The sequence below is a fragment of the Veillonella sp. DNF00869 genome (genome assembly GCF_001553345.1).
Lineage (GTDB): Bacteria > Bacillota > Negativicutes > Veillonellales > Veillonellaceae > F0422.
On sequence record NZ_KQ960771.1, the window covers coordinates 121,306 to 145,381 of the forward strand.

Consider the following 24,076-nt stretch of genomic DNA (forward strand, 5'->3'; position numbering starts at 1 on the left):
AGGTATACACATGAAAGATTGGGCAAAAAAGGATTTAGAGTTAATTTGGCATCCATGTTCACAAATGAAAGATTATGAAACATTGCCACCCATTGTGATCGACCATGCAAAAGGTTGCTATTTATATGATGTAGATGGAAAAGAATACATAGATATCATTAGTTCTTGGTGGTGTAATTTACTAGGACATTGTCATCCAAAAGTAAATGAGGCGATTAAACATCAACTAGATACATTGGAACATGTCATCTTTGCTAATTTTAGTCATCGTCCGGCTATCACTTTGGCTGAACGATTGAAAGAAGTAGTACCAGAAGGATTAACAAGGTTTCACTTTAGTGATAATGGGTCTGGCGCCGTAGAATGTGCTTTGAAAATGGCGTTCCAATATCACTATCAAACAGGTCACCCAGAGCGTCAAAAATTTTTATGCCTCAGTGAGAGCTACCATGGTGAAACCATTGGTGCTTTATCGGTAGGTAGTATGGATTTGTTTGCTGAAATTTATAAGCCAATGTTGATGGATCAAACTGTTCACACACAAGGACCAGACTGTTATCGTTGTGCTTATGATAAAACTCGTGAAACTTGTTCCTGTGAATGTTTTGAGCATATGGAAAAAGACTTTGCAGAACATGGATCTACCTTGGCAGCAGTGATCGTCGAACCATTGATTCAAGGGTGTGCAGGTATGAAAATGTATCCGCCAGAATACCTACGTAAACTACGTGAGCTGTGCGACCGTTATGGAGTGTTACTGATTGCTGATGAAATTGCCACAGGATTTGGTCGTACAGGCAAGTTATTTGCCTTTGACCATGCAGGAGTTTCTCCAGATATTATGACTGTCTCCAAAGCATTGACTGGTGGCTATATGCCGATGTCAATTACAGTAGTAGCTGAAAAAATTTATCAGGCCTTCTACGATGATTACCATACGATGAAAGCATTCATGCATAGTCATACCTATAGTGGTAATCCACTGGGCTGTGCCGCGGCATTGGCAGTACTAGATACGTTGCGAGATGAACATATTTTGGAACAAGCTGAGGAAATGGGTAACTATTTACATGATGCTTTAGTGAAAGCCTTGGGGAATCACCCCAATGTAGGAGAAATCCGTCGTATGGGATTAATAAATGCCATCGAACTTGTTACCAATAAAGAAACAAAAGAAGGATTTGATGGCTCCTTGCGCATGGGCTATCAAATCTACAAAAAAGCATTAGATAGAGGATTACTACTTAGACCATTGGGGAATGTCATTTACTTTAATCCCCCTTTAACCATAGATAAAGAGACCATCGATATTGCTATCGAACGAACAGTACAAGCTATGGCAGATGTATTGGGATAAGTGTAAATCATTAAATATAACTCGTTAAACTATCATCTTTGTGCTACAATTTGGGTAATATCTAACTCCCTAAAATATTTTTTAGATTATATAGATGGAAAAGAACCTGAATATAGTCTGATGTACGAGAGTGATAGTGAAGTTCATACGATATGAATTAGAATAATAAAAAGGCTGTAAGCAAACGATATGAATGCTTACAGCCTTTTCTATATTTTGATTATGTTGTTAAAATCATTGGTTACCATTAGATTACAAAGGAATATTCTAACTTGTACATAAGATAAACTAGTGATTTTCTGTATACCCCTTAGGTACTTTCGGTTCTACCACAATGTCGTTGTGGGTATTAAATATGACATATCCCAAAGGAGATCCAGGTGGCTTTTTAATGTGCTTCACTAAGGTGTAGTCCACGGTTACTTTAGATGTATCTTTTCCTTTGCTAAAGTACGCAGCGATTTGCGCAGCGGCTTCAATCATTTTAATATCTGGTTCTATATTTGAACGTAAGATAACATGAGATCCTTGAATATGCTGTGTATGTAACCATAGGTCATTAGGTTTAGCCCAACGGTTGGTAAGGTACTCATTTTGCTGGTTGTTTTGCCCTACATATACGTCACCATTAGGAATGGTAAAATGCAAGAAATTGTCTTTTTTAATCTTGAAAGGAATCGGCTTTTTAGATTGACGCAAGATGCCTGCACTTTCACATTCACTGCGAATTTCTTGAACAGACTGTTTGGTCGTGGCCAAAGATAAACTGTATTGAATGGATTCCAAATAAGAAAGGCGCATGGTGCTTTGCTCTAGTTGGTATTGACCATTTTTTGTACGATTTTTCATCTTACGATATAGTTTATAATAGGCCTGCGCATTTTCTGTAATGGATAATGGGGGATCCAATGGGATTGTAATATCTTCAGCCGAGTCAGATAATACATTTTGTACTGTCACTTCCGATTCATAGTGGTGGGGCAAGTAGCTATAAATCATGAGCAAATCCCCATAGGATTTATACATATCCGCTTTGGATGTGTCGTCTAGTTCAGCTTTTATTTTTTCGTGACGACCTTCCTCTTTTTTGATAGCGGCGGAGATAATTTTTTCTAACTCTTTTCCTGCTGTATGAATAGCTCCTAGCTTTGCCACATCCTGTGAAAGGGCCTCAGAAATTGTTGGATACTGGGTAGTATCAACAATGGTGTGGGGGGAACTTTCACAGAGTGGAATAGGCGTTAACAAGCGTTTACCAGTAGCCGTGGTGTATTGGAATAATCCTTGTGCCCTAAGAAGCTGGGATTGCAAATTAATAAGTCCTTCGGTGATACTGTTGATGAGCTCCGATGCCACTGGTGTCGTAAGAGTTAGCCCCATACGATAACATAGATCATCTAATAGGACAGAACCAAAGCCGTTGAAGATATGACGAATGGTATTGCCCACTGTGTCTTGTGAAAAAGATTGGAGTAATTGTGTTATCTCCGGACCAGAGAACTGCATAAGATCCACACGAGATGTATTAGGAGGTAGCTCGTAAGGTAATTTAGGAGCTACTGACCGAACACGATTCATAAGTGGTGTGACATGAACCAGGGATTCTAAAATGATGCCATCTTGCACAAATATACAGTTGGAATATTTGCCCATTAGTTCTACATAGATTTCATTTACAAGTATGGAACCATCTAACCCTAATTTATCGGCGGTGATGCGGATGATGCGGTCACCGTGTAGTTGCTCAATATTTGTGATACGAGCTCCTTCAATGTATTTCCGTAAATACATTATAAGAGATGTGGGCTCCTTGGGAGCATCTACAATCTTGTCTGTTACATAGATGGATGGAGCACTGCCTACAGTAATCACTAAGTATGGACTTGTGGTAGGTGTATTGATTTTTAAAAGTATACTTGTTTTATCAATCTGCTGAATACGTTGAATTTGACCATTACCAACTTGGTCGTTCAGTTCTCGTATTAATACAGACAAGGTTAAACCATCTAAATTCATGGGAATCCTTTCGTTATAGGTGTATAGTACGATTATATTTGAAAGTGTAAAATATCCTTGCAATTACACTTCTTTTTTATACAAATTGAATAGGTAATTTGTATAAATTTACGAAAAATAATTGATATTACATGGTACCTTACTAAAGATACCCTATTCTTATACTATCTATTAGTAAGAGAAAAATTTAAAAACTATCACTATACTAGTATACACTAATCTAGTACTAGGAGATATAGGTAGGTTTTGAATTAAAGGTATGACACCCAAAATATAGATGAATAGAGACATCGTTAAACTTGATGTTTCACTGAGAGCGATATATAAGAGAAGAATAATGCATATCTGAATTAGCAGTAAAATAAAATTTCTAACTATATTAACATTATGGTAGATATAGATTAGAGCAAATAAAACGTTTTATTTTTACTCCTACCGTGCTATACTGAAAGGTAAGAAATAGAACGGAAACGCGAGGTAAATCCATGAACAGTATGACAGGCTTTGGTCGCGGCATAGTGACTACAGAAACAGGAAGTTTCCAAGTAGAGATTAAAACGGTAAACACAAGATATTGTGACATTACTATTAAAAGCCCTAAACAATTTAATATCTTTGAGGATAAAGTACGACGGTTAATCCAATCTGCCTTTCAACGTGGTAAGGTAGAGGTGGCTATTCTCTATAAAGAATCTGGTGAGCAAGAAAAAGACTTGCGGATGAATCGTGCTTTATGTGGACAGATTAAACAGTTTTTAGTAGATGAAGGATTCTATACAGATGTGAAAGAGGTCCCTTTATCGGCAATTATGTCCATTTCTTCGGATTGGATCTCTGTAGAAGAACCACCTACTGATGAAGAGGCGATGGGACGATCTTTAGAAGAGGCAACAAAATTGGCCATTGACGGTGTTCTTGCGATGCGTGCCAAAGAAGGCGTTGCAATGAAAGAAGATATTACGAAACGCCTACAAGGAATTGAAACATTATTTGCTTACATGGAAAGTCGAAGAGACGTAGCCTTAGCGCACCATGAAGAGCGATTATTGCAAAGAATCCAAACTATGCTAGATAAAGTGGGCGTAGATTTTCAAGAAGAACGGTTTATGCAAGAAGTGGCTATACTTTCAGATAAGGTAGATATTTCAGAAGAGATTGCCCGATTTGCCTCACATGTGGTACAATTAAAAGAAATCCTTGAGGAAGAAGGGCCTATTGGACGCAAGTTAGATTTCTTGTTACAAGAAATGAACCGTGAGGTTAATACCATGGGATCTAAGGGGAATGAAATTACAATTGTAGATACAGTTGTACAATTGAAAGTAGAGTTAGAAAAGGTAAGAGAGCAAATTCAGAATATAGAATAATGTGTAAGTAGTACTGGAGTTATCATGTCTGATAAAGGAATATTAATCGTCATTTCAGGACCATCTGGGGCAGGAAAAGGCACGATTTGTGCAGAACTCCGCAAACAAATGCCAAACCTGGTCTATTCTGTATCGATGACCACACGTCAACCGCGGGTGGGAGAAGAAGAAGGCATTAGCTATTTCTTCCGAGATGTAGATACATTTGAAAAACTAATCAAAGAAGATGCATTCTTAGAATATGCAAAAGTGTATGATAATTACTATGGTACACCGAAAGAGCACGTTATGAACTTATTAGAAGAAGGCAAGAGCGTGATTTTGGAGATTGATATTCAAGGTGCTATGAAGGTAAAAGAATCTTACAGCGATGCTGTCTTTATTTATGTTGTGCCGCCATCCTTAGATGTGTTAACATCTCGTCTGCATGGTCGTGGTACGGATGATAAAGAAGTGATTCATAAACGTTTATCTTTAGCTTGTTCTGAATTAGCATTAGCACATCGTTATGACTACATTGTGGTGAATGACGATTTGGAAGATGCCATTGAACGAACAGCTTCCATCTTACGGGCTGAAACATGCAAGATTAGCCGCAACAAAGAAAAGATTCAATATATTTATAAACGGTATAGCAATGAACAAGGACAGCAATAATATAGTAAGTAGATAAAGGAGACTTTCATTATGATGGTAGAACCGCATTTAAAAGATTTAGAAAAACAGGTGGACAGCAAATACACGTTGGTAACTTTAGCAGCTAAGCGTGCTCGTGAATTGACAGATGGAGATCCATCCCTTGTAGGTGAAGTAGGAACAGAAAACCCTGTATCTATTGCTTTATATGAAATCGCTGCAGAACAAGTAGGTTTTGAACGCACTAAAGATGGTGTGAAATAAGTTTATATTATGATGATAAGATACCTAATGAATAGAGGAATCAAAGCTGTATTCATTAGGTATTTTTTTAACGTATACTACATTCCTAAAAGCTATAATAAAAGCACCTGAAAAGGTAGAAAATATAAGGTATTTAGGGTATAATTAGACTGTTCATGTAAATAATTATTGGAGGTTTATATGGCTAAAGATTGTTCATTTGATGTTGTATCCGAAGTGGATATGCAAGAAGTAGATAATGCAGTAAATCAAGCGAAGAAAGAAATCGGTACACGCTATGATTTTCGTAATAGCAAAGCAGATATAGAACATGATGGGGATACCATTAAAATTCATTGCGATGATGAATACAAATTAGGAGCCATTATCGATGTCCTAAAAGGGAAAATGGTAAAACGTAATGTAGCCATTAAAAATTTAGAGTATGGTAAAATCGAACCAGCATCTGGCGGTACTGTACGTCAAGTTGTGACTATTAAGAATGGTATCTCTAAAGAGGTGGCTAAAGATGTTGTCAAATTAATTAAAAATATGAAATTAAAAGTGACGGCTCAAATTATGGAAGACCAAGTACGTGTAGCAGGAAAAGATAAAGATCAATTGCAAGCAGTGATTACTATGCTTCGTGAACAAGATTTACCTGTGGAATTACAATTTGTGAATTTCCGATCTTAATTAAATAAAGGAGCATCATCCAATGGATGCTCCTATTTTATCATGTGAGGGACTATGAACGTAGAAGATATGCGTGGTGGTTACACCACTGGTTCCTGTGCAACAGCAGGGGTAAAAGCTGGACTCTTAGCCCTAATCGAAGAAGAAATCGTTGACCAAGTTTCTATACGAAACCCTCAAGATGCTTTTATTGATGTGCCCATTGCGAAGGTGGAAGTACTGTCTCCAATGGAAGCAATGGTAACCGTTGTGAAAGACGGTGGTGATGATCCGGATGTCACACATGGTACAGATATTGTGACCACGGTAACATTAAATCAATCGGGAAATATTACTTATGAAGCAGGTTTTGGCGTAGGAACCATAACGAAACCAGGCTTGGCATTACCCGTAGGAGAACCTGCTATTAATCCGGGCCCTAGAACGATGATTTCCTATGTGTTCGAAGAGCTCGTACCAAAGGACATGGGCATTCATGTGAAAGTATCCGTACCAGCTGGGGAGACCTTAGCTAGAAAGACCTTGAATGGCACTCTTGGTATTGAAGGTGGTATTTCCATCATTGGTACAACAGGTATTGTAAAACCAATGAGTGAAGAAGGGTTCAAAAACTCCCTAGTGCCGCAATTGCGTGTCATGAAAGAAGCAGGCTATACAACGGCCATCCTGGTGCCGGGGCGTATTGGTCAAGAAATCGCAAAAGAACAACTAGGGATTTCTATCAATCAAATGGCAGAAACAAGCAATTTTATCGGCTTCATGCTAGAACAATGTGTCAAAATTGGATTTAAAAATATCCTCATCATTGGTCACATTGGTAAAATTATCAAATTGGCTAGCGGCAGCTTTCATACCCATAATCGCATGAGTGATGGACGTATGGAAACGATTGTAGCTTATGCAGCCTTAGAAGGGGCATCTCGAGAAGTTTGTGAAGAATTGATGGAGTGTCGCACAACAGAGGCTGCCATGCCAATTATCGAACGAGAACACTTGGAGGGTATTTACCAGCGCGTAGCGGATCGAGCGTCTTTGCGCTCTATGCGTTATATTGCGCAAGATGCAAAAGTTGGCATTATCATATCTACCTTAGATGGCACTATATTGGCCGTCGATGAAGTAGCGAAGGAAATAGGAGAAGAAGAATCATGGCACATACCTTGTATGTCGTAGGTATTGGCCCTGGGAACCCAGAGTATGTAGTACCTAGAGGATTACATCTAATCAAACAGGCTAAGGTCTTGGTAGGAAGTGAGCGAGCATTAGAAGATTTTGCTCAGCCAGGTCAGGCGACCTTTCCTATTGCGAAATTAGCACCTATGGCGGAGTGGATGGGAGAACAACTAGAATCCAATGATATTGTTGTATTAGTCAGTGGCGATACAGGATATTATTCCTTATTGCCATACTTAAAAACTAAATTCCCTAACAATCCTATCGATGTGACACCAGGAATTAGCTCTATGACATTTGCCTTTGCTAGACTTGGAGAAGTATGGCACAATGCAGATTTAATGAGCTTTCACGGTCGTCGACCAGAGGAAAAAGATTTGTATTATGCAGAAGGACGTAAGTTAGGTTTCTTAACGGATCCTGAACAAAATCCTGCCTATATTGCAAGATATTTAATCGAAGAGCATGGTTGGCCGAAGGATACAAAAGCGGCAGCCTGTGAACGATTGAGTTATGAAGATGAGCGTATTGAACGCGGTACATTAGAAGAATTACAAAAATTGGAGGGCTTTGGGCACTCCGTAATGGTGGTATTAGGATGAGACATTTTTTTGGAATTGAAGACGAGGAATTTATTCGTGGCGATGTGCCCATGACGAAAAAAGAAATTCGTATGGTAGTTATGAATGCAGCTCGTGTAGAAGAAGATAGCGTGGTTCTTGATGTGGGAGCTGGTACTGGTTCCATTTCGATTGAAGCTGCCATAGCTGCTCCGAAAGGACATGTATATGCTATCGAACGCTTTGAAAAAGCGACAGATTTAATTCGCCAAAATCAAGAAAAATTTGGTGTAAAAAACTTAACAATTATTGAAGCCAAAGCGCCAGAAGGTATGGAAGATTTACCAGAATTAGACGCTGTTATCATCGGTGGTAGCGCTGGTGGTATGGGTACAATTATGGACGAAGCTACACGGTTGTTAAAAGTGGGCGGTCGTCTTGTAGTAACCGCTGTGACTATGGAAACAGGCTATACGATTTTAAAAGAACTAAAAGGTAGACCGTATACTTATGAAGGATTTCAAATGCAAGTGAGCCGTTTCAGAAAAGCTGGTCCATACCATTTATTAAATCCATTGAGCCCTATTTTTATCGTAACTGCAGTGAAACAGGAGGCATAATATGGCACAAGTGCATATCGTGGGCGCAGGCCCTGGAGATCCGGAATTAATTACCCGTAAGGGATACCGATTGGTACAAGAAGCAGATGTAGTAATCTACGCTGGTTCCTTGGTGAACCCAGCAATTTTAGAAGCTTGTAAAGAAGGCTGTGAAATACATAATTCTGCGTCTATGAGCTTAGATGATGTATTAGCAGTCACAAAAGCTAGAGTGGCAGAAGGTAAAACGGTAGTGCGTTTACACACAGGTGACCCAGCTATCTATGGAGCGATCCAAGAGCAGATGGATGCTTTGAAAGAAATGGGTATTACTTATGATGTAACACCTGGGGTAAGCTCTTTCTTGGCAACGGCAGCAGCCTTGCAACAAGAGTACACATTGCCTAATGTAACGCAAACTGTCATCATCACTCGTATGGAAGGCAGAACACCTATGCCTGAAAAAGAAAAATTATCTATGCTAGCTAGCCATGGCGCTACTATGTGTATTTTCTTGTCTGTCCAAATGATTGATAAAGTGGCGGCAGAGTTAATTGAAGGTGGCTACGATAAAACGACACCAGTGGCTATCGTTGTAAAAGCATCTTGGCCAGATCAACGTATCATTCGTGGTACTTTAGAAACGATTGCTGATGTGGTGGCAGAAGAAGGCGTTATCCGCCAAGCTATGATTGTAGTAAGCCGTGTACTGGATACAGATTATGAATTATCTAAACTCTATGACAAAGGCTTTGCTCATATGTATCGAGATGCTAAGTAATGAAGATTGCTATCGTATCTGTTACAAAACGTGGGGCTAAGTTAGGCCAACAAGTACGCAGTGCCTATATACAGGAACATGTGGTGGATTGTTATGAAAAAGTAGAACGTGAAAGTGGAGACAAAGCCATATCCTTTTCTTCTTTGAAACCGCATATAGAACAGTTGTGGAAAGACTATGACCGTATCTTATTCATTATGGCCACAGGCATTGTAGTGCGTATGATTGCACCTTTTATCAAGCATAAATCGGAAGATCCAGCTATTTTAGTGATGGATGAAGGTGGTCACTTTGTGATTAGCCTATTATCTGGACATTTAGGTGGCGCTAATGAATGGACTAGCGAGGTGGCTATGATTACGGGGGCTACTCCGGTGATTACGACAGCTACAGACGTGAATCAGTTGCCTGCACCAGATGTATTGGCCCGAAAAATTGGTGCTAAGGTAGAAGATTTCTCTATGCTTATTAAGGTGAATGCAGCTATCGTCAATGGTGATGCTGTTAAATATTATTTGGATAGCACTTTGGCAGATGACTTTGAAAGGGCTGTACAAGCACATCAAGTGGACTATGTTCTCTTTCACCCAGAGGAAGCATTCCCATGGGGGGATGAGCCAAAGGTTGTGATTACAGATAGAACCATTGATTGCGTAGGTGTCACACTGGTGCTGCGACCACCGACTATGACGGTAGGTATCGGATGCCGTCGTGATACACCGAAAGAATTGATACTTTCAGCCATAGCAGAATCATTGCAAAATGTAGGACGATCCCCATTAAGCGTCAAAGGAGCGGCCTCAGTCATTGTAAAAGCTGATGAAATAGGATTATTAGACGCCATGGAAGAACTCAAATGGCCTATCCAATTTTATACACAAGAAGAAATGGCCCCTTGTATTGAAGAGGCACAAATTATTGAATCAAATTTTGTTAAACAAACCATAGGAGTAGGAAACGTATGCGAAACGACAGCACTATTACTAGCGCAGGGGCAGGAGCTACTGCAGCACAAAACAATATTTCCGAGAACAACCGTAGCCATTGCACGGGCACATTGCAAGTCATCGGAATAGGACCTGGTAACCCAGAATTCATGACACCAGAAGCACGCGAAGCGATTCTACAAGCTGACCGTGTAGTAGGTTACATTACCTATTTAGATTTAATTAAAGACCTTGTAGCAGACAAAGTAACTGTAGGTACAGGCATGATGCAAGAAGTAGATCGTTGCCAACAAGCAGTGGATTTAGCTGTAGAAGGTTATAAAGTGGTAGTAGTATCTAGCGGTGACCCTGGTGTATACGGGATGGCTGGACTTGTTATCGAATTGGCTAATAAAGTGGCAGAGGAAAACCGTCCTCCTGTACATATCGTACCAGGTTTAAGCGCTGTAAACATGGCAGCAGCTGTGTTAGGTGCTCCATTGATGCATGACTTCGCGGTTATCAGCTTGAGCGATTTGATGACACCATGGGACTTAATAAAAAAACGTGCAGCTCTATGTGCAGAAGGTGATATGGTTATCGCTTTATACAACCCACGCAGTAAAAAACGGGTCACACATTTAGATGAAGTACGTGAACTAGTATTGCAACATCGTGACCCTAAAACGCCTGTAGGCATTGTCCAAAAGGCAGGTCGTGTAGGTCAACATATTATCATATCTGACTTAGAGCATTTCCACAAAGAAGAAATCGATATGCAAACATTAGTTATCATTGGTAACAGCCAAACGTATGTGGAAAATGGTAAAATTATTACGCCGCGAGGATATAAACTGTGATTTGGGTCATAGCGGGTACGCTAGATGGCCGTAATTTGGCGGTAGCAGTACAAGAGCATACAGGATTACCTGTGTTGGTGTCTGTGGTTAGCCAATACGGGGCACAATTAGCATCCCATCCAGGCATTGAAGTCCATGAAGGACGCTTGAATTTAGAGGAGATGAAAGCTCTCATACAAAATAAAGGCATAACGATGCTCATTGATGCGAGCCATCCCTATGCGGCGATTGTGACCGCCACAGCTCGCGAAGCTGCCGCAGATATGGAAATTCCTTTCATTCGATTTGAACGGAAAGAAGTGCCATTGCCAGAGTATGATAAATTACATCATGTGAGCAATGAAGAAGAGGCAGCTACTTTAGCAGGTGAACTAGGTAAGGTGGTATATCTTACAACAGGTAGTAAGACGATGCATGTCTTTGCCAAGTCTGAAGCTTTACAAGATAAAGAAGTATGGACCCGTGTATTACCGACGGCGGAAGTGCTACAAATGATGGAAGATTTGGGAGTATCTCCTAAATATACCATTGCTATGCAAGGACCATTTTCTTATGACATGAATAAGGTCATGTTCCAAGATACAAAAGCAGAAGTAGTAGTCATGAAAAACTCTGGCCTTGTAGGAGGTTCAGACACTAAGTTACAAGCTGCTATCGATTTAGATGTTCATGTCATTGTTATCGATCGCCCAACACCGGCGAAAGGAGCAGTGACGATTTCAACAGTAGAAGAATTTAAAACCCTATGGGAGGATTACGATGGATTACATTAAAAACCCTAAAGCAATTGAAGATAAAAGTATGGAAATTATCTATCCATATGTTAAAGATATGGGATTTACTGAGGACGAAATTCGTGTGGTATCTCGTACCATTCATGCATCTGGTGACGTAGAATATGCAAAATTATTCCGTACTAGTGAAGGTGCTGTAGCGGCAGGAATTGCAGCTGTTAACAATGGCGCTCATGTTTACACTGACGTAGAAATGGTGCGTACAGGTATTTCTAAACCAGCATTGAAACTTCATAACAGTGAAGCACATTGCTTAATTCGTGACGAAAAAGTGGCTGAAATGGCAAAAGAATTAGGCGTAACACGCTCTATTGCTGCGATGCGTACATTCGGTAAACAGTTAGAAGGCCAAATCGTGGCAATTGGTAATGCACCAACTGCTTTATACGAAGTATTGCGTCTTGCCTTAGAAGAAGGTATTCGTCCTGCTTTAATCATCGGGATTCCAGTAGGCTTCGTAGGTGCTGCAGAATCTAAAGATTATTTGGCAGAAGTATCTCCAGTTCCTTACATTACAATTCAAGGTAACAAAGGTGGTAGCTCCATTGCTGCATCCGTTGTTAACGCATTGTTCTACACAGATGTAAAACGTAACGACATGTTATTTGTTGAAGGAAAAGAAAAGAAATAATGAATAGAACGAGTCAAACACGCAATGCATGGCGTATGTTTCTCGTTCTAGTGTTTGGGGCAGCAGCGATTGCTGCCCTCATCTTATCATTAGTATTTGGGTCCGCCCAGACTACATTGGCTCAAATATGGCATACATTGTGGTCTCCCACTTTATCTGATACAAATTCACTAGTCATATGGAACATTCGCTTTCCCAGAAATATAGTCGCGGCCCTAGTAGGCTCGAATCTAGCTGTAGCAGGTGCTATCTTACAAGCAGTTATGAAAAATCCATTAGCAGATCCGCAAATCGTAGGGGTTTCCTCAGGTGCAGGATTAGCTGGTGTCATAGTATTAATTTTATTTCCTTACCTAGAATATGCGGTGCCATTCATCGCCTTTATTGGCGCTTTGACAGCGGCCATACTTGTGTATGCCTTGGCCTGGAAACAGGGTATACGTCCAAGTCGTATTATCTTGGCTGGGGTAGCCGTAGCAGCATTCTTAGGGTCCATGATATCTGCCCTTCTCGTATTCTATGGAGATCGAGTGCAAGGGGCTCTACTATGGATGGTTGGCGGTCTAGCCGCTCGTAGTTGGCCGCAAGTGTATGTCTTAATTCCGTATACAATAGGGGGTTTGTTATTTGCCTTCTTAGGGGCAAAACGATTGACCATACTCAGCTTAGGTGATGAAACAGCACGCAGTTTAGGCTTAACCGTTGAAAAAACAAGGTTTATGATGACTGCTGTGGCAGCATTATTAGCAGCCAGTGCCGTATCAGTAGCGGGCTTGATTGGCTTCGTAGGATTGATTATTCCGCACATTGCACGCATGATGCTAGGTACAGATTATCGCTTCTTATTGCCAGGATCTGCCTTCTTAGGAGCGTTTGTACTCGTTATCAGCGATACAGTGGGACGTACGCTGTTTAGTCCTATTGAAATTCCAGTGGGTATCATTATGGCATTCTTCGGCGCTCCATTCTTCTTGTATTTATTGAGGAGGGATGACTAATGAAACCAGTAATTTCTGTGAAAGATTGTTGTGTCTCCTTCGGTGAAAAAGAAGTCTTAAAAGGCATCGATTGGACTGTGTACGAAGGTGAAATCGCTACCTTAATCGGTCCTAATGGTTGTGGTAAAAGTACCTTATTACATGCCATTACTAGTGCTATTAAAAGTGCGGGAACCATCCAAATTGCTGGGAAAGCGGCAACGGAGTATTCTAATAAAGAATTAGCTAGATATATGGCATTCTTACCACAAGTACCATCTATCCCAAAAGATATGTTAGTAGAAGAACTCGTCAACTGTGGTCGATTCCCTTACCAATCCTGGTGGAAGCAACAAGGAGCTCATGATAAAGAAGTAGTAGATGCTGCCTTAGAGGCCACGCAAGTGAGTCATTTGCGGAATCAACTAGTATCTTCCTTGTCTGGTGGAGAACGGCAACGTGTATGGATTGCCATGGCATTAGCTCAAGAACCAAAAGTGTTAATCTTGGATGAGCCTACCACGTATTTAGATATTAACCACCAATTGGAGATTATGGAGTTATTACAGGACCTAAATCGCTGTGAAGGGTTAACAGTTGTCATGGTTCTTCATGAATTGAACCAAACTGCACAATATTCCCATCGGGTTGGTGTACTTTATCAAGGACAGATTTTGGCCGATGGATCACCCAAAGATGTGATGACAGAAGAATTACTAGAAAAAGTATTTGCTGTTAGAACCGATGTAGAAGTAGGGGAGTTTCCTTATATACGCATACAGGGGCTATTGTAGTACTTGAGCAAAACTTAACAAGAGATCTATAACTCCTTTATATTGGCATAGTCATAACCATGGGCTATGCCGATTTTTTTGAGTTGGGATATGTACTGATGGTGTTAGTATATAAATCAATAATTGTATGATACAATAACGTTATAAATTAAAACTCTTAAAATAAGTAATCTATGTGTTATTTAGAGTTATCTAATATTTAGATGATTGTAAACACCACATAGAACTAGAAAGGAGAAATAAGTTTTGTCAAAGATTAAAAAAGAAATGATTGAAGTAAAAGGATTTGAAATACAAATTTACACAGAAGATTTTAAAAATGATTATATTAGTCTTACAGATATCGCAAGATATAAAAACAAAGAAGAACCTAATGTTGTTGTTGCAAATTGGATGAGAAACTTTAATACCATCGAATATTTAGGAATTTGGGAGAAGTTAAATAATCCAGAATTTAACCCCCTCGAATTCGAGGGGTTTTTAAAAGAAGCAGGTAGCAATGCCTTTACATTATCTCCACAGAAATGGGCAACGACTACAAATGCCAAAGGCTTATTTGTAAAAGTTGGTAGAGGTGGTGGTACGTTCGCACATAAAGATATTGCTTTTAAATTCGCTTCTTGGATTTCAGCTGAATTTGAACTTTATATCATTAAAGATTACCAAAGACTAAAAGAAGATGAAACTTCAAAATTATCACTCACTTGGAATTTACATCGTGAAATATCAAAAATAAACTATAAAATTCATACTGATGCTATTCAAACATATTTACTAAATGATTTAACGGACAGTCAGTTAGGTTTTAAATATGCAAGTGAAGCAGATATGTTAAATGTTTCCTTATTTGATAAAACGGCTAAACAGTGGCGAGATGAAAATAAAAACTTAAAAGGTAATATGAGAGATTATGCAAGTTTAAATGAATTATTAGTTTTAGCCAATATGGAAAGCTACAATGCAATTCTCATTGAGAAAGGTTTAGAACAAAAAGAAAGAATGATAGAACTAAGAAAGCTTGCAAGAAATCAAATGTTATCACTTGAAAAATTAAATAATACAGGAATAAAAAGATTAGGAAATAAGTCAAAGAAGTAGAGATGTATATTGTGAGGTAGGCATTAGAGATTTTCTTCTAGGATCGATTCGTTCTTTGGAATATTGCTCATGAATCACTTTGTAGATATGGCAGTGCAAGGATATGGTTGGATTGGTGCTACGTAAGTAGTCAATTGTTTGTAAAGCGTGATTATAAAGTAGAAATAATCTTACATTGCAAGTAGAAGACGAAATAGGAAGTTTGAAGTAACATATAGGTACGAAATAAATTCAGAAGAGATTAAAACGAGAAGTAAGTTAACTGCTTACAATTTGTAATCAGTTGAGAATGAAAGTAACAAGATAGCAAATTAAAATGCATGCTATACAGTATATAGGTTGCTATATACGTTAGCATGCATTTTATCGTTTATAATTGCTCTTTCACACCATAAATGATCTTAACTAATTCAGCCATAGCTTCTGGTGTTTCTAGTCCAGGGTTCAATAAGAACCATTGGGATGGTAAGAAGATGACTTTGTTATGTTTCACAGCTTGTAATTGATTCCAAGCTGGGTTACTAGTCATTTCTTTGGCAAAGGTTGCATTGATTTCATCCTTTTTACCCATGGTAACAACAAGGATGATATCAGGGTTGTCTACTGTTAATGTTTCTAAGGAATAAGGCACTGTTTTAGAAGTCACATTATCTTTTAAATGTTGTTCGACAACATTGGTAATGCCTAATTCACGAATCATAGACGCTGTGATTGCTAGTGGTGTTTCTGCTGTTACCGATTTACCAGTAGCTCGCAATACAGCGACTTTGACAGGTTTGTCTTTTGGAATCGAGGCTTTCACTGTATCGATTTTTTTATTGTAATCTTCGATGACAGATTTGGCCTTATCTTCTGTATGGAAAATATTGCCCAATAATGTTAATAGTGGAATGTTATCATTGATGCCATCGTAATTAATTAGAATAGATGGAATATTATTGCTATCTAGCTGCCCTTTAAATTTTTCATGTTGGCTAGGTAAACCTAATACTAAATCAGGATGTAGACCAACTAATTGTTCCATATTAGGATTGGCTGTATGTCCTATGCTTGGTAATGATTCAATTTCACTAGGTAATTTTTCATTACTTTCAACACGAGCGATGGCTTTGCCACCTACAGCATAGATCATTTTGGAAATCGAATTAGATAAAGCTACTACCTTGGATGGGTTAGTAGGAATTGTGTAGGACTGATCTTGGTAAGATACAGTACGAGTTGTTTCTGTTGTAGTAGGACCTGTTTTCGTACATCCACCTAGTAAAAGAGAAGTGGAGAGTAGAACAGCACTACAAATTTTTAAATATGTTTTCATGGGTCTTAACTTTCAAATAAGGGGATACGAATCGTATCCCCCTAAATTTTAATACTATACTATTGTGATTGCGATTATTTTACTAATGCATCATATGCTTCAGAAGCACGTTCAGCAAAGATATCACGGATTTGTTGGTTTTCACCAGCACCATGGATGTAAGTATCTACAGTGAAGCCTTCTTTCATAAGGATGCTTTTGTGTGAATCAGGTTCGTCACCAGCCATGTCGTTGTTTGCATGGTCACCAGCCACCATCATTAATGGCATTAATGTAACGTGTTTGATACCTTTTTCTTTTAATTGAGGGATTACTGTTTCAAGGTTTGGCCATCCTTCAACTGTGTAAAGGTATGTATTTTGGAATCCCATGGAATCGATACGATCTTGGATTACTGCATAGTACGCATTAGATGGATCTGGAGTACCATGAGCCATGATCAATACAGCAGAATCTTTTGTTTGGATCATAGGGAATTGGGAAGAGTATGCTTTTAATGCTTGTTCAATATCATCGCGTTGTTCTTCTTGTCCCATCCAGTACATTAAAGGTAAACCTAATGTCATTTTTTTGAAATCTTGTTTATGATGGTTGAATACAGCGCCAGCATAGTTATATTCCATACCTGGAATCATATTTAATGTTGTTAAAGCAACACGAGTGTATCCATCAGCTTTTAATTGGTCTAATGCTTCTTCTGGAGTAGGGTATGTAATACCTTCATGGGCTTTAATGCGATCAATGATAATATGGGATGTGAAAGCAGTGACTACTTTTACATTTGGATGTTGTGCTTTGATTTCATTGATAGTAGCATCAATTGTTTTTGCACGAGTATCTTTGAAAGTAGTGCCAAAGGACATAACTACGATAGCATCTTTGTTCATAGCATTTTTCATCATTGGATTTTCGTATGTACGAACACCAATGGAAGCTGCTTCTTGTAATGCTGGAGTTGCGTCTTTTACTTCAGCATTTAACATGTACGCCGCGTCAGTAGATTGAGATACGCCGAAAGCTGCAGTTACTGCTAATGCCGCAATCATAGCGCTTTTAGAAAAGAACTTCATAATAATTCTCCTTACCTAAAACTAGAATATACCCAAAAGCATGAATACTTATTTTCCCTATTCATACTTACTATTATTATAATCTCAACTGTGATAAGTGTCAATGAAATATAAACATATAATCATGAAAGTTAGATATAATCAAATAAAATATCTTAGTACTTGGGATATCAATGAGTTTCAACAAAAATTAAGGGATACAAACAGGCCATTCACTCTCTATTTACACAGTAAACTACTATGATTTTATTGACTTAAAAAAATCACTGTGATAGACTTAACAAATTATAAAATTATCAAGAGCAATAAGAAGTCTAGAAGGTTTACAACAAGACGTACAAGCCTTAAAGGCATTGTTGAAATAATACAATAGAACAGGAATAATACTTATACCGTCAAAGGCTATAGACTGATAGAATCGGCTATAGCCTTTTTTGCCCTATATATAAGGAGTGCAATACATAAGATATTTGCCTAATAAATGAGAATAAATTTCTTATTTATTAGGCATTTGTCAAATGTTCATTAATGATAAATGATAACGATTAATAAATTAATAACCTTTTTGGGCTAATTTATAACGTTTCGGAGTAGAATCATGTATTGAATTACGGTAGAATTTATAGAAAATGATATTTCATGTCATTTGTGTTATTTGTTTTATTGTGTTATGTTATAAAGTAGGAGTAGATTGCAATGACGACAAATCGTAGAAAGCAACAGAAATACTTCATGCTATCATGTGCGATTGCTACATGGATAGCGCTACCAGGTTTAATGTATTCCAACTCAGTACAAGCTGAGGGGTCTGTATATGTTACAGCTGATAGAGCTCATGAAGAGGCTAAATATAACTCACAACAAGTGAGTATTATTACTAAAAAGGATATTGAACAAAAACAAGCTAAATCAGTAGAAGATATCATTTTCACTGAAAGCGGTGTATCTCGTACAGTAGACTCCATGGGTCGTGTAGGTGTATCCATTCGTGGTGCAGAAGCCCGTCATACTTTGATTTTAGTAGATGGTCAAGCTGTATTAGGTGACTTGGCTAAGTTCAGTGGTGCAGCTGATGAAGTTATGCGCTTAGGCACAGAGAACGTAGAACGTATTGAAATCGTACAAGGTTCTGCCAGCGCTAAATATGGATCTGATGCCATTGGTGGTGTTGTTAATATCATCACTAAAAAAGCAGCTAAAAAACCAACCATCCAAATCAATGGTGAAGGATCTCGTGCGAAGGGTGGAGAACCTGGCTATCGTAACTCCAACTTCTTTATGCGTGCCGACTCTGGACAAATGGGTAAAGTCCGGGTAGCTATCTCTGGTAGTAAACGGGATATTTTACCTGTATATGCTACGCAAGAAAGAAGAGATACAGGAGATAAATTAGAAGGCGAATTTAAACCAAATGTACTTCGTTTCTATGGTGACACGTCGGATATTGGACTAAATGCGATTTATGATATTAATAAAGAAAATAATATCCAAATCCGTTTAAACCGCTATACAGAAGATTTACAACGTGATGTAAAACATAGTACATCTCCGTTTGAGCCACAACGTCATTTCAAACGTGATAGTAATCGTAACACCATGAATATGATTTGGAACGGCCGAGGTGGCGCTAGTGATTGGAAATTAGAATTGAATCATTCTCGTATTAATGAAAATGATATATCTTTAATTAACTACACTGGTCGTTCTCAATATGAAGGTAAGAATGAATTGAAGTATATTGATGATGTTGATCATCGTCAAACTGATGTCCGCTTCAATGCAAATTCAGCTATTGGGGACAAACACACATTGAGTTGGGGTATTGCGCAAACCCATGAAACTGGTTTTGGTAGCCGATTAAAAAGCTCTCCAAATGTAAAAACTCGATACATTGATCCATGGGATTACGATAAGAACTTATTAGTAGCCGGAGTGGACCGTCTAGAGCGTCGCCCTGGAGACAATAGTTTACGTATTTATTCTCATATTCACGACTATAAATTTAAACCAGGCAAAGATAGTTTACCAATTTGGGATAAAGATTATGAATATTATGGTGTGGAAAAAGAAAGTGATGTTCCACCGATTACATATGAATATTTCCGAGAACATAAATTAGATGATCCTAAAGAAAGTACCGAGCCATATAATTCGTACAATAATTTATCTAAATTTGATGTAGATGATGCACATTGGAAAAAAATTGTTGAATTTAATGAAGCTTTGAAAAAAGAAAATAATCTTCAAGGTGCTTCTTCGGTGTATGTAAAATACTTTACACAAGGGGAATCTTTAGATCCAGCTGAACGTGCGAAAGCACCAAAATATAAAGGTGTCAAATTCCTCGAAAAATACCGTGAACGCGAACAACGTATCACAGAAGGGGAAGGCACTATCAACAAGACAAATGTGTATTTATCTGATGCATGGCAGGTTAATAAAGACTTGCTAGTACAACCTACGATTCGTCTCGATAAGAGCAACTTATTTGGTAGCCACGTATCCTGGAATTTAGGGGCTACTTATAATGTAAATTCTAATGCTCATCGTCGCTTGAAAGTCAATGTAGGAACAGGCTATGCTGAACCAGGTATGGGTGAATTGTGGTATAACTGGCAAATGTTTGGTTCTAACCCAGTAGCACAAGGCGTAGCTAAAATGGGATGGTACTGGGCAGGCAATCCTAATTTAAAACCAGAAACATCAAAAAATATTGACATTAGTTTTGAAGGAGAAGGCAAAAATGACTATGCTCGCTTTGGCATTTTCCAAAATCGTATTACTAACTACATGTCTGTATACTTTACAGGAGAATTACAAGATTGGGCTCCACAATTATCGAAACAAGATAAATGGATGCAAGCACCTGATTTAATCTATAGCTTCAAAAATATTGGAAAAGCTAAGATAACAGGGGTTCAATTAGAGTGGAAACATAAATTTGGCAACCATTGGAGTACACGCTTTGGTTGGACTCGTCTACAAGCGTTGAACCAATCTGATCCTACTATGCCAAGTCAATTATTAGATCGTCCAACAAATAAAATTGATTTTGGCATTACCTATGAAAGTAAAAAATGGAATGCACAACTTTGGGCAGATTACTATCATAAAATGCTTGATAGTAACACACAAAAAAATCGTTCCAATTACTGGATTAGTGGCATAGATTCTGACAGTGCTATTTACAATGTGTCTAATGAATACGAAGAAAAATCCTACGGTACATGGAATGCGATGGTACAACGTAAATTTGGCGATGATTCCTTAGTATACTTTGGTATTAATAATATCTTTGACCATCGTGATGATGACAGAGCTACCCAAGCTCGTGTGTACCGTTTTGGTGTGAACCTTAAATTCGGTGCTGGTGGTGCACATAAAGATGCAAATGCGAAAGCACAAACCCCAGGTACATCGAATAATAGTACAGGATCTACAACAGCGATTTCACAAACTCAAGTTGATACTGCATTAGCTAGAATCAATGGCGATGATATGGGACATAGTCATCACTTCTTAGATCGTCCATTTGATGCAAATAAAGAAGTAGGCACTCAATTTATCGGTGATTACCGTGCACGCTTAATGGCACATGGTGGCTCTGAACGTCCACAATCCTTGTATACAAGTACTTCTTATGTAGGAAGTGCTGAATATAACTTAAAAGATCAAAGAGAGCATGGCCTAGAACAACGCATTCGTTTTGGTGTAGATGCAAAAATCAATGACCATACGAATGTGAAAGTATTAGCGAGTGCAAGTGGTACTCACTCCGTAGATACTGCAAGCACGACAGTTAACTCACAAGGACTTAATAAACAACGATTGGAAAACTTGGACGTAACAAATTCTAACGGACGTTGGGATTTCTCTATCGGTCGTTTATCTGAATCTATGGGTACCACAGGATATTGGTTTAATAAAACGTTTGATGGTATTCGTGCTGTTTGGACGGACCAACGCAATCAATTCCGTACTGGTATCGGCTCATTCAAAGCAAGCACTGGTATTACAGACTCTGCGTATAGCCATAGCACATACTCTACATACTTTAGAGCTCCAACAATGGAAGAATTTATTGGTTTAAATCACTTATATCCATATGATAATGATAAAGCGATGTTAGCTGATAAATGGGGTGTTGTACCTGAAGTAGATGGTAATAAAGTGGCTGGTGAAGGGTCACCAATGGATATATACCTTAGAGAATTTAAAGGTAAAAATGAAAACCTTTATTTCATGGAGCAATTGAGTGATGTTGATAATTCAATGCCTAATGCTACTGAGGAAGAAAAAATTGCTAAGCGCACAGAGATTATTCAACGTATGGCTAATATCTTAAGCCAAGCTTATCCAGAACTTATCAAAAATCATAATATTTCATATAAAGTTGCTGAAAGCCCGGATAATATACACGTCGTTTATGAAGTAGAAGATGAAAACCATAATGTAGGGTATTTAACATCAACGATGGCTCTATATTATGATTCTAATTTTAGCCCAGATCGTATCGATGAAAAAGAAGATTCTGCTGTGATAAAAGCTTACAAAGAAGAAAAAAATAAAGTCTTGGGTGAATTATATCTCAAAGAAAAGCCTGAATTAAATAAACGGTTTGGCACAACATTAGATAATGCTAATATTCTTAATTCTAACTATATAGATAATCATAAAGAGGAATTTGAATCAGCTTATTCTAAGGTTGCTGAATGGGTAGCTAAAACACACTTTAATAGCATATACTTATACCAAAGTGATGAACGGGAGAAAACTTTAAAAAATATTATTAATGGACAATTAACAGGTTTTTCCACAAAAGTTGTTGCAAAATCATTATTACCTAAAACAATGGATATTGATAAATTAACCAATCCAGTAAAGAACTTTAAGTTTAAACGAGTCGTAGGAATAAAGAAACTAGGAGCTTATGATTTTGCTACTAGTACAAAAAAAGCGGATGATGTTAATGTTGTTGATGAATTAAAGGCTGCAAACTTTAGTAATAGTGATAGTGAATATAGCAAGGGTGATGTAACTACAATTGCACGAGAATATTTATCGTTATTAAAGCTTGCAGTTGAAGAATCTGAACAAGGTAATACATTACCTCGTGCCGCTTTAGAAAAAGTAATTGGTAAACCTGTCAAAGTGACTGGTTTAAAACTAGAACGTGATACAATTCCAGCTATTGATAAAGCTGTGTTTGCTCAATATAAAACACAAATCAATCCACGGTTAGGTATTCAAGCATGGTTCTTACGCTCTTTGAACAATAATGAACACACAATGCAAGCTGGTCATGCAAAAACTAAGATGGAAACACATCGAGATGTGGTAGGACATGCTAATGATTACTATTCAACACCTATTTACGGGGATGTAACATCTGAAGTACCAGACTTAACAAATGATACATACACAACAAATCGCTTGGCAAATATATTTGCCATCGGTGCACAATATCAATTAGGTCATAATGCGTTACTTTCCTTAGATTATGGTTTGAATCGCAGTGATTTCGGTCGTTATATGAACGGTCATACAAACTTTGATCATGTACGAAATACAGCTGACTTCACAGTGAAAGGTCACTCTATGGGGGGTACTCCACACTTCTGGACTGCTCGTCTTGACATCGGTCAATCTGATTACACAAGACCTGGTAGCTGGAATGCGTTCATGGATTACAAATACTTTGCCCATGGTTCCTTCTTCGGTGGTAATGGCACAGGTGCAGTACCTGATCGTTACTTAGATGGTATCCGCAGCTTTACATTAGGTGGTGGTTATGTTCCTCGTAAAGATTTATTACTAGAAGCATTCTATACATTTGATGCGAAGAGTATTGGAGAACGTGATACATTATACGGTGCAGAAAACTTTAAATTAGGTAACTACACTCGTATTCAAGGTACTTACAAATTCTAATATACAATTACATAGTATTTCTCTTATGATATAATTCGCCGTGGCACGATGATCAAGCAGTATCGTTTGTAAAAAAGATAACATAGGGGGAATATACATTAGAAAAGCTATAGCATAGTTGAGGAATACCCTCAATTAGTTATAGCTTTTCTGCATATTAGATACCAAATATATGGTGATAAAACTAAAAGTAATTATATATATACTATCAATATAGGAGATAATTATACTAAAAGTAAATTAATAAGTATT

General features: G+C 38.1%; 20 protein-coding genes. 17 read left to right on the forward strand and 3 right to left on the reverse strand.

Features of this window, described 5'->3' with window-relative positions; all coding sequences use genetic code 11:
• The first annotated feature begins 10 nt into the window (after window positions 1-10).
• Window positions 11-1,357 carry an adenosylmethionine--8-amino-7-oxononanoate transaminase gene (gene bioA, locus HMPREF3032_RS04910; protein WP_062402549.1) on the forward strand — a complete coding sequence of 449 codons (1,347 nt, stop codon included), beginning with the start codon at window positions 11-13 and terminating at the stop codon, window positions 1,355-1,357.
• 288 nt (window positions 1,358-1,645) lie between these two features.
• Here the strand turns inward: bioA and HMPREF3032_RS04915 are convergent, their stop codons facing one another.
• Entirely contained in the window at window positions 1,646-3,373 is a 1,728-nt protein-coding gene (locus HMPREF3032_RS04915; RefSeq protein ID WP_062402552.1) for an Rqc2 family fibronectin-binding protein, read from the reverse strand.
• A gap of 485 nt (window positions 3,374-3,858) precedes the next feature.
• Here HMPREF3032_RS04915 and HMPREF3032_RS04920 point away from each other — a divergent pair, with 485 nt between their 5' ends.
• From HMPREF3032_RS04920 to HMPREF3032_RS04990, 15 genes are all read left to right on the forward strand, one after another.
• Window positions 3,859-4,740 carry a YicC/YloC family endoribonuclease gene (locus tag HMPREF3032_RS04920; protein ID WP_062402553.1) on the forward strand — a complete coding sequence of 294 codons (882 nt, stop codon included), beginning with the start codon at window positions 3,859-3,861 and terminating at the stop codon, window positions 4,738-4,740.
• Window positions 4,741-4,764: 24 nt separating this feature from the next.
• Complete coding sequence (gmk, locus tag HMPREF3032_RS04925) at window positions 4,765-5,397, forward strand: guanylate kinase (protein WP_009354106.1); 633 nt, start codon at window positions 4,765-4,767, stop codon at window positions 5,395-5,397.
• Window positions 5,398-5,427: 30 nt separating this feature from the next.
• Entirely contained in the window at window positions 5,428-5,640 is a 213-nt protein-coding gene (gene rpoZ, locus HMPREF3032_RS04930) for a DNA-directed RNA polymerase subunit omega (RefSeq protein ID WP_009354099.1), read from the forward strand.
• A gap of 180 nt (window positions 5,641-5,820) precedes the next feature.
• A complete protein-coding gene (locus tag HMPREF3032_RS04935; RefSeq protein ID WP_062402554.1) occupies window positions 5,821-6,315 on the forward strand; it encodes a YajQ family cyclic di-GMP-binding protein in 495 nt (164 codons plus the stop codon).
• A 54-nt stretch (window positions 6,316-6,369) separates the two neighbouring features.
• Entirely contained in the window at window positions 6,370-7,488 is a 1,119-nt protein-coding gene (cbiD, locus tag HMPREF3032_RS04940) for a cobalt-precorrin-5B (C(1))-methyltransferase CbiD (protein ID WP_062402557.1), read from the forward strand.
• Window positions 7,464-8,090, forward strand: a complete 627-nt coding sequence (gene cbiE / locus HMPREF3032_RS04945) for a precorrin-6y C5,15-methyltransferase (decarboxylating) subunit CbiE (RefSeq protein WP_062402559.1) — start codon at window positions 7,464-7,466, stop codon at window positions 8,088-8,090. The genes cbiD and cbiE overlap by 25 nt, the downstream gene beginning before the upstream one ends.
• Complete coding sequence (gene cbiT / locus HMPREF3032_RS04950) at window positions 8,087-8,668, forward strand: precorrin-6Y C5,15-methyltransferase (decarboxylating) subunit CbiT (RefSeq protein WP_062402561.1); 582 nt, start codon at window positions 8,087-8,089, stop codon at window positions 8,666-8,668. Before cbiE ends, cbiT begins: the two co-directional genes overlap by 4 nt.
• A gap of 1 nt (window position 8,669) precedes the next feature.
• On the forward strand, window positions 8,670-9,428 hold the full coding sequence (gene cobM, locus HMPREF3032_RS04955) for a precorrin-4 C(11)-methyltransferase (RefSeq protein WP_062402564.1): 759 nt from the start codon (window positions 8,670-8,672) through the stop codon (window positions 9,426-9,428).
• On the forward strand, window positions 9,428-10,504 hold the full coding sequence (locus HMPREF3032_RS04960) for a cobalt-precorrin 5A hydrolase (protein ID WP_062402567.1): 1,077 nt from the start codon (window positions 9,428-9,430) through the stop codon (window positions 10,502-10,504). The genes cobM and HMPREF3032_RS04960 overlap by 1 nt, the downstream gene beginning before the upstream one ends.
• A gap of 20 nt (window positions 10,505-10,524) precedes the next feature.
• Complete coding sequence (cobJ, locus tag HMPREF3032_RS04965) at window positions 10,525-11,214, forward strand: precorrin-3B C(17)-methyltransferase (RefSeq protein ID WP_062402569.1); 690 nt, start codon at window positions 10,525-10,527, stop codon at window positions 11,212-11,214.
• On the forward strand, window positions 11,211-11,987 hold the full coding sequence (gene cobK, locus HMPREF3032_RS04970; RefSeq protein ID WP_062402572.1) for a precorrin-6A reductase: 777 nt from the start codon (window positions 11,211-11,213) through the stop codon (window positions 11,985-11,987). Before cobJ ends, cobK begins: the two co-directional genes overlap by 4 nt.
• Window positions 11,974-12,639, forward strand: a complete 666-nt coding sequence (locus HMPREF3032_RS04975; protein WP_062402575.1) for a precorrin-8X methylmutase — start codon at window positions 11,974-11,976, stop codon at window positions 12,637-12,639. The genes cobK and HMPREF3032_RS04975 overlap by 14 nt, the downstream gene beginning before the upstream one ends.
• Before the next feature lie 35 nt (window positions 12,640-12,674).
• A complete protein-coding gene (locus HMPREF3032_RS04980; protein ID WP_369813344.1) occupies window positions 12,675-13,637 on the forward strand; it encodes a FecCD family ABC transporter permease in 963 nt (320 codons plus the stop codon).
• The gene (locus tag HMPREF3032_RS04985) at window positions 13,637-14,410 is read left to right on the forward strand and encodes an ABC transporter ATP-binding protein (protein ID WP_062402581.1); all 774 of its coding nucleotides are present in this window, start codon (window positions 13,637-13,639) and stop codon (window positions 14,408-14,410) included. The genes HMPREF3032_RS04980 and HMPREF3032_RS04985 overlap by 1 nt, the downstream gene beginning before the upstream one ends.
• Before the next feature lie 246 nt (window positions 14,411-14,656).
• Entirely contained in the window at window positions 14,657-15,508 is an 852-nt protein-coding gene (locus HMPREF3032_RS04990) for a KilA-N domain-containing protein (protein ID WP_062402584.1), read from the forward strand.
• Window positions 15,509-15,878: 370 nt separating this feature from the next.
• Here the strand turns inward: HMPREF3032_RS04990 and HMPREF3032_RS04995 are convergent, their stop codons facing one another.
• A complete protein-coding gene (locus tag HMPREF3032_RS04995) occupies window positions 15,879-16,823 on the reverse strand; it encodes an ABC transporter substrate-binding protein (protein ID WP_062402587.1) in 945 nt (314 codons plus the stop codon).
• Window positions 16,824-16,897: 74 nt separating this feature from the next.
• Window positions 16,898-17,869 (reverse strand): sirohydrochlorin cobaltochelatase, encoded by a 972-nt coding sequence (locus HMPREF3032_RS05000; protein WP_369813345.1) that lies wholly within the window; start codon window positions 17,867-17,869, stop codon window positions 16,898-16,900.
• Window positions 17,870-18,589: 720 nt separating this feature from the next.
• Between HMPREF3032_RS05000 and HMPREF3032_RS05005 the strand changes: the two genes are divergently transcribed.
• Window positions 18,590-23,824: a TonB-dependent receptor plug domain-containing protein gene (locus tag HMPREF3032_RS05005; protein ID WP_062402593.1), complete on the forward strand. Its 5,235-nt coding sequence runs from the start codon at window positions 18,590-18,592 to the stop codon at window positions 23,822-23,824.
• Window positions 23,825-24,076 lie beyond the last annotated feature (252 nt).

Bases quoted from the DNA above. Each gene is read 5' to 3' on its own strand.
- cbiD (WP_062402557.1), top strand. From the start codon at position 6,370: ATGAACGTAGAAGATATGCGTGGTGGTTACACCACTGGTTCCTGTGCA.
- cbiE (WP_062402559.1), top strand. From the start codon at position 7,464: ATGGCACATACCTTGTATGTCGTAGGTATTGGCCCTGGGAACCCAGAG.
- bioA (WP_062402549.1), top strand. From the start codon at position 11: ATGAAAGATTGGGCAAAAAAGGATTTAGAGTTAATTTGGCATCCATGT.
- HMPREF3032_RS05005 (WP_062402593.1), top strand. From the start codon at position 18,590: ATGACGACAAATCGTAGAAAGCAACAGAAATACTTCATGCTATCATGT.
- HMPREF3032_RS05000 (WP_369813345.1), bottom strand. From the start codon at position 17,869: ATGATTGCGGCATTAGCAGTAACTGCAGCTTTCGGCGTATCTCAATCT.
- cbiT (WP_062402561.1), top strand. From the start codon at position 8,087: ATGAGACATTTTTTTGGAATTGAAGACGAGGAATTTATTCGTGGCGAT.
- HMPREF3032_RS04915 (WP_062402552.1), bottom strand. From the start codon at position 3,373: ATGAATTTAGATGGTTTAACCTTGTCTGTATTAATACGAGAACTGAAC.
- HMPREF3032_RS04975 (WP_062402575.1), top strand. From the start codon at position 11,974: ATGGATTACATTAAAAACCCTAAAGCAATTGAAGATAAAAGTATGGAA.
- HMPREF3032_RS04980 (WP_369813344.1), top strand. From the start codon at position 12,675: ATGTTTCTCGTTCTAGTGTTTGGGGCAGCAGCGATTGCTGCCCTCATC.
- cobJ (WP_062402569.1), top strand. From the start codon at position 10,525: ATGACACCAGAAGCACGCGAAGCGATTCTACAAGCTGACCGTGTAGTA.
- HMPREF3032_RS04960 (WP_062402567.1), top strand. From the start codon at position 9,428: ATGAAGATTGCTATCGTATCTGTTACAAAACGTGGGGCTAAGTTAGGC.
- HMPREF3032_RS04985 (WP_062402581.1), top strand. From the start codon at position 13,637: ATGAAACCAGTAATTTCTGTGAAAGATTGTTGTGTCTCCTTCGGTGAA.
- HMPREF3032_RS04920 (WP_062402553.1), top strand. From the start codon at position 3,859: ATGAACAGTATGACAGGCTTTGGTCGCGGCATAGTGACTACAGAAACA.
- HMPREF3032_RS04935 (WP_062402554.1), top strand. From the start codon at position 5,821: ATGGCTAAAGATTGTTCATTTGATGTTGTATCCGAAGTGGATATGCAA.
- rpoZ (WP_009354099.1), top strand. From the start codon at position 5,428: ATGATGGTAGAACCGCATTTAAAAGATTTAGAAAAACAGGTGGACAGC.
- cobM (WP_062402564.1), top strand. From the start codon at position 8,670: ATGGCACAAGTGCATATCGTGGGCGCAGGCCCTGGAGATCCGGAATTA.
- HMPREF3032_RS04995 (WP_062402587.1), bottom strand. From the start codon at position 16,823: ATGAAAACATATTTAAAAATTTGTAGTGCTGTTCTACTCTCCACTTCT.
- gmk (WP_009354106.1), top strand. From the start codon at position 4,765: ATGTCTGATAAAGGAATATTAATCGTCATTTCAGGACCATCTGGGGCA.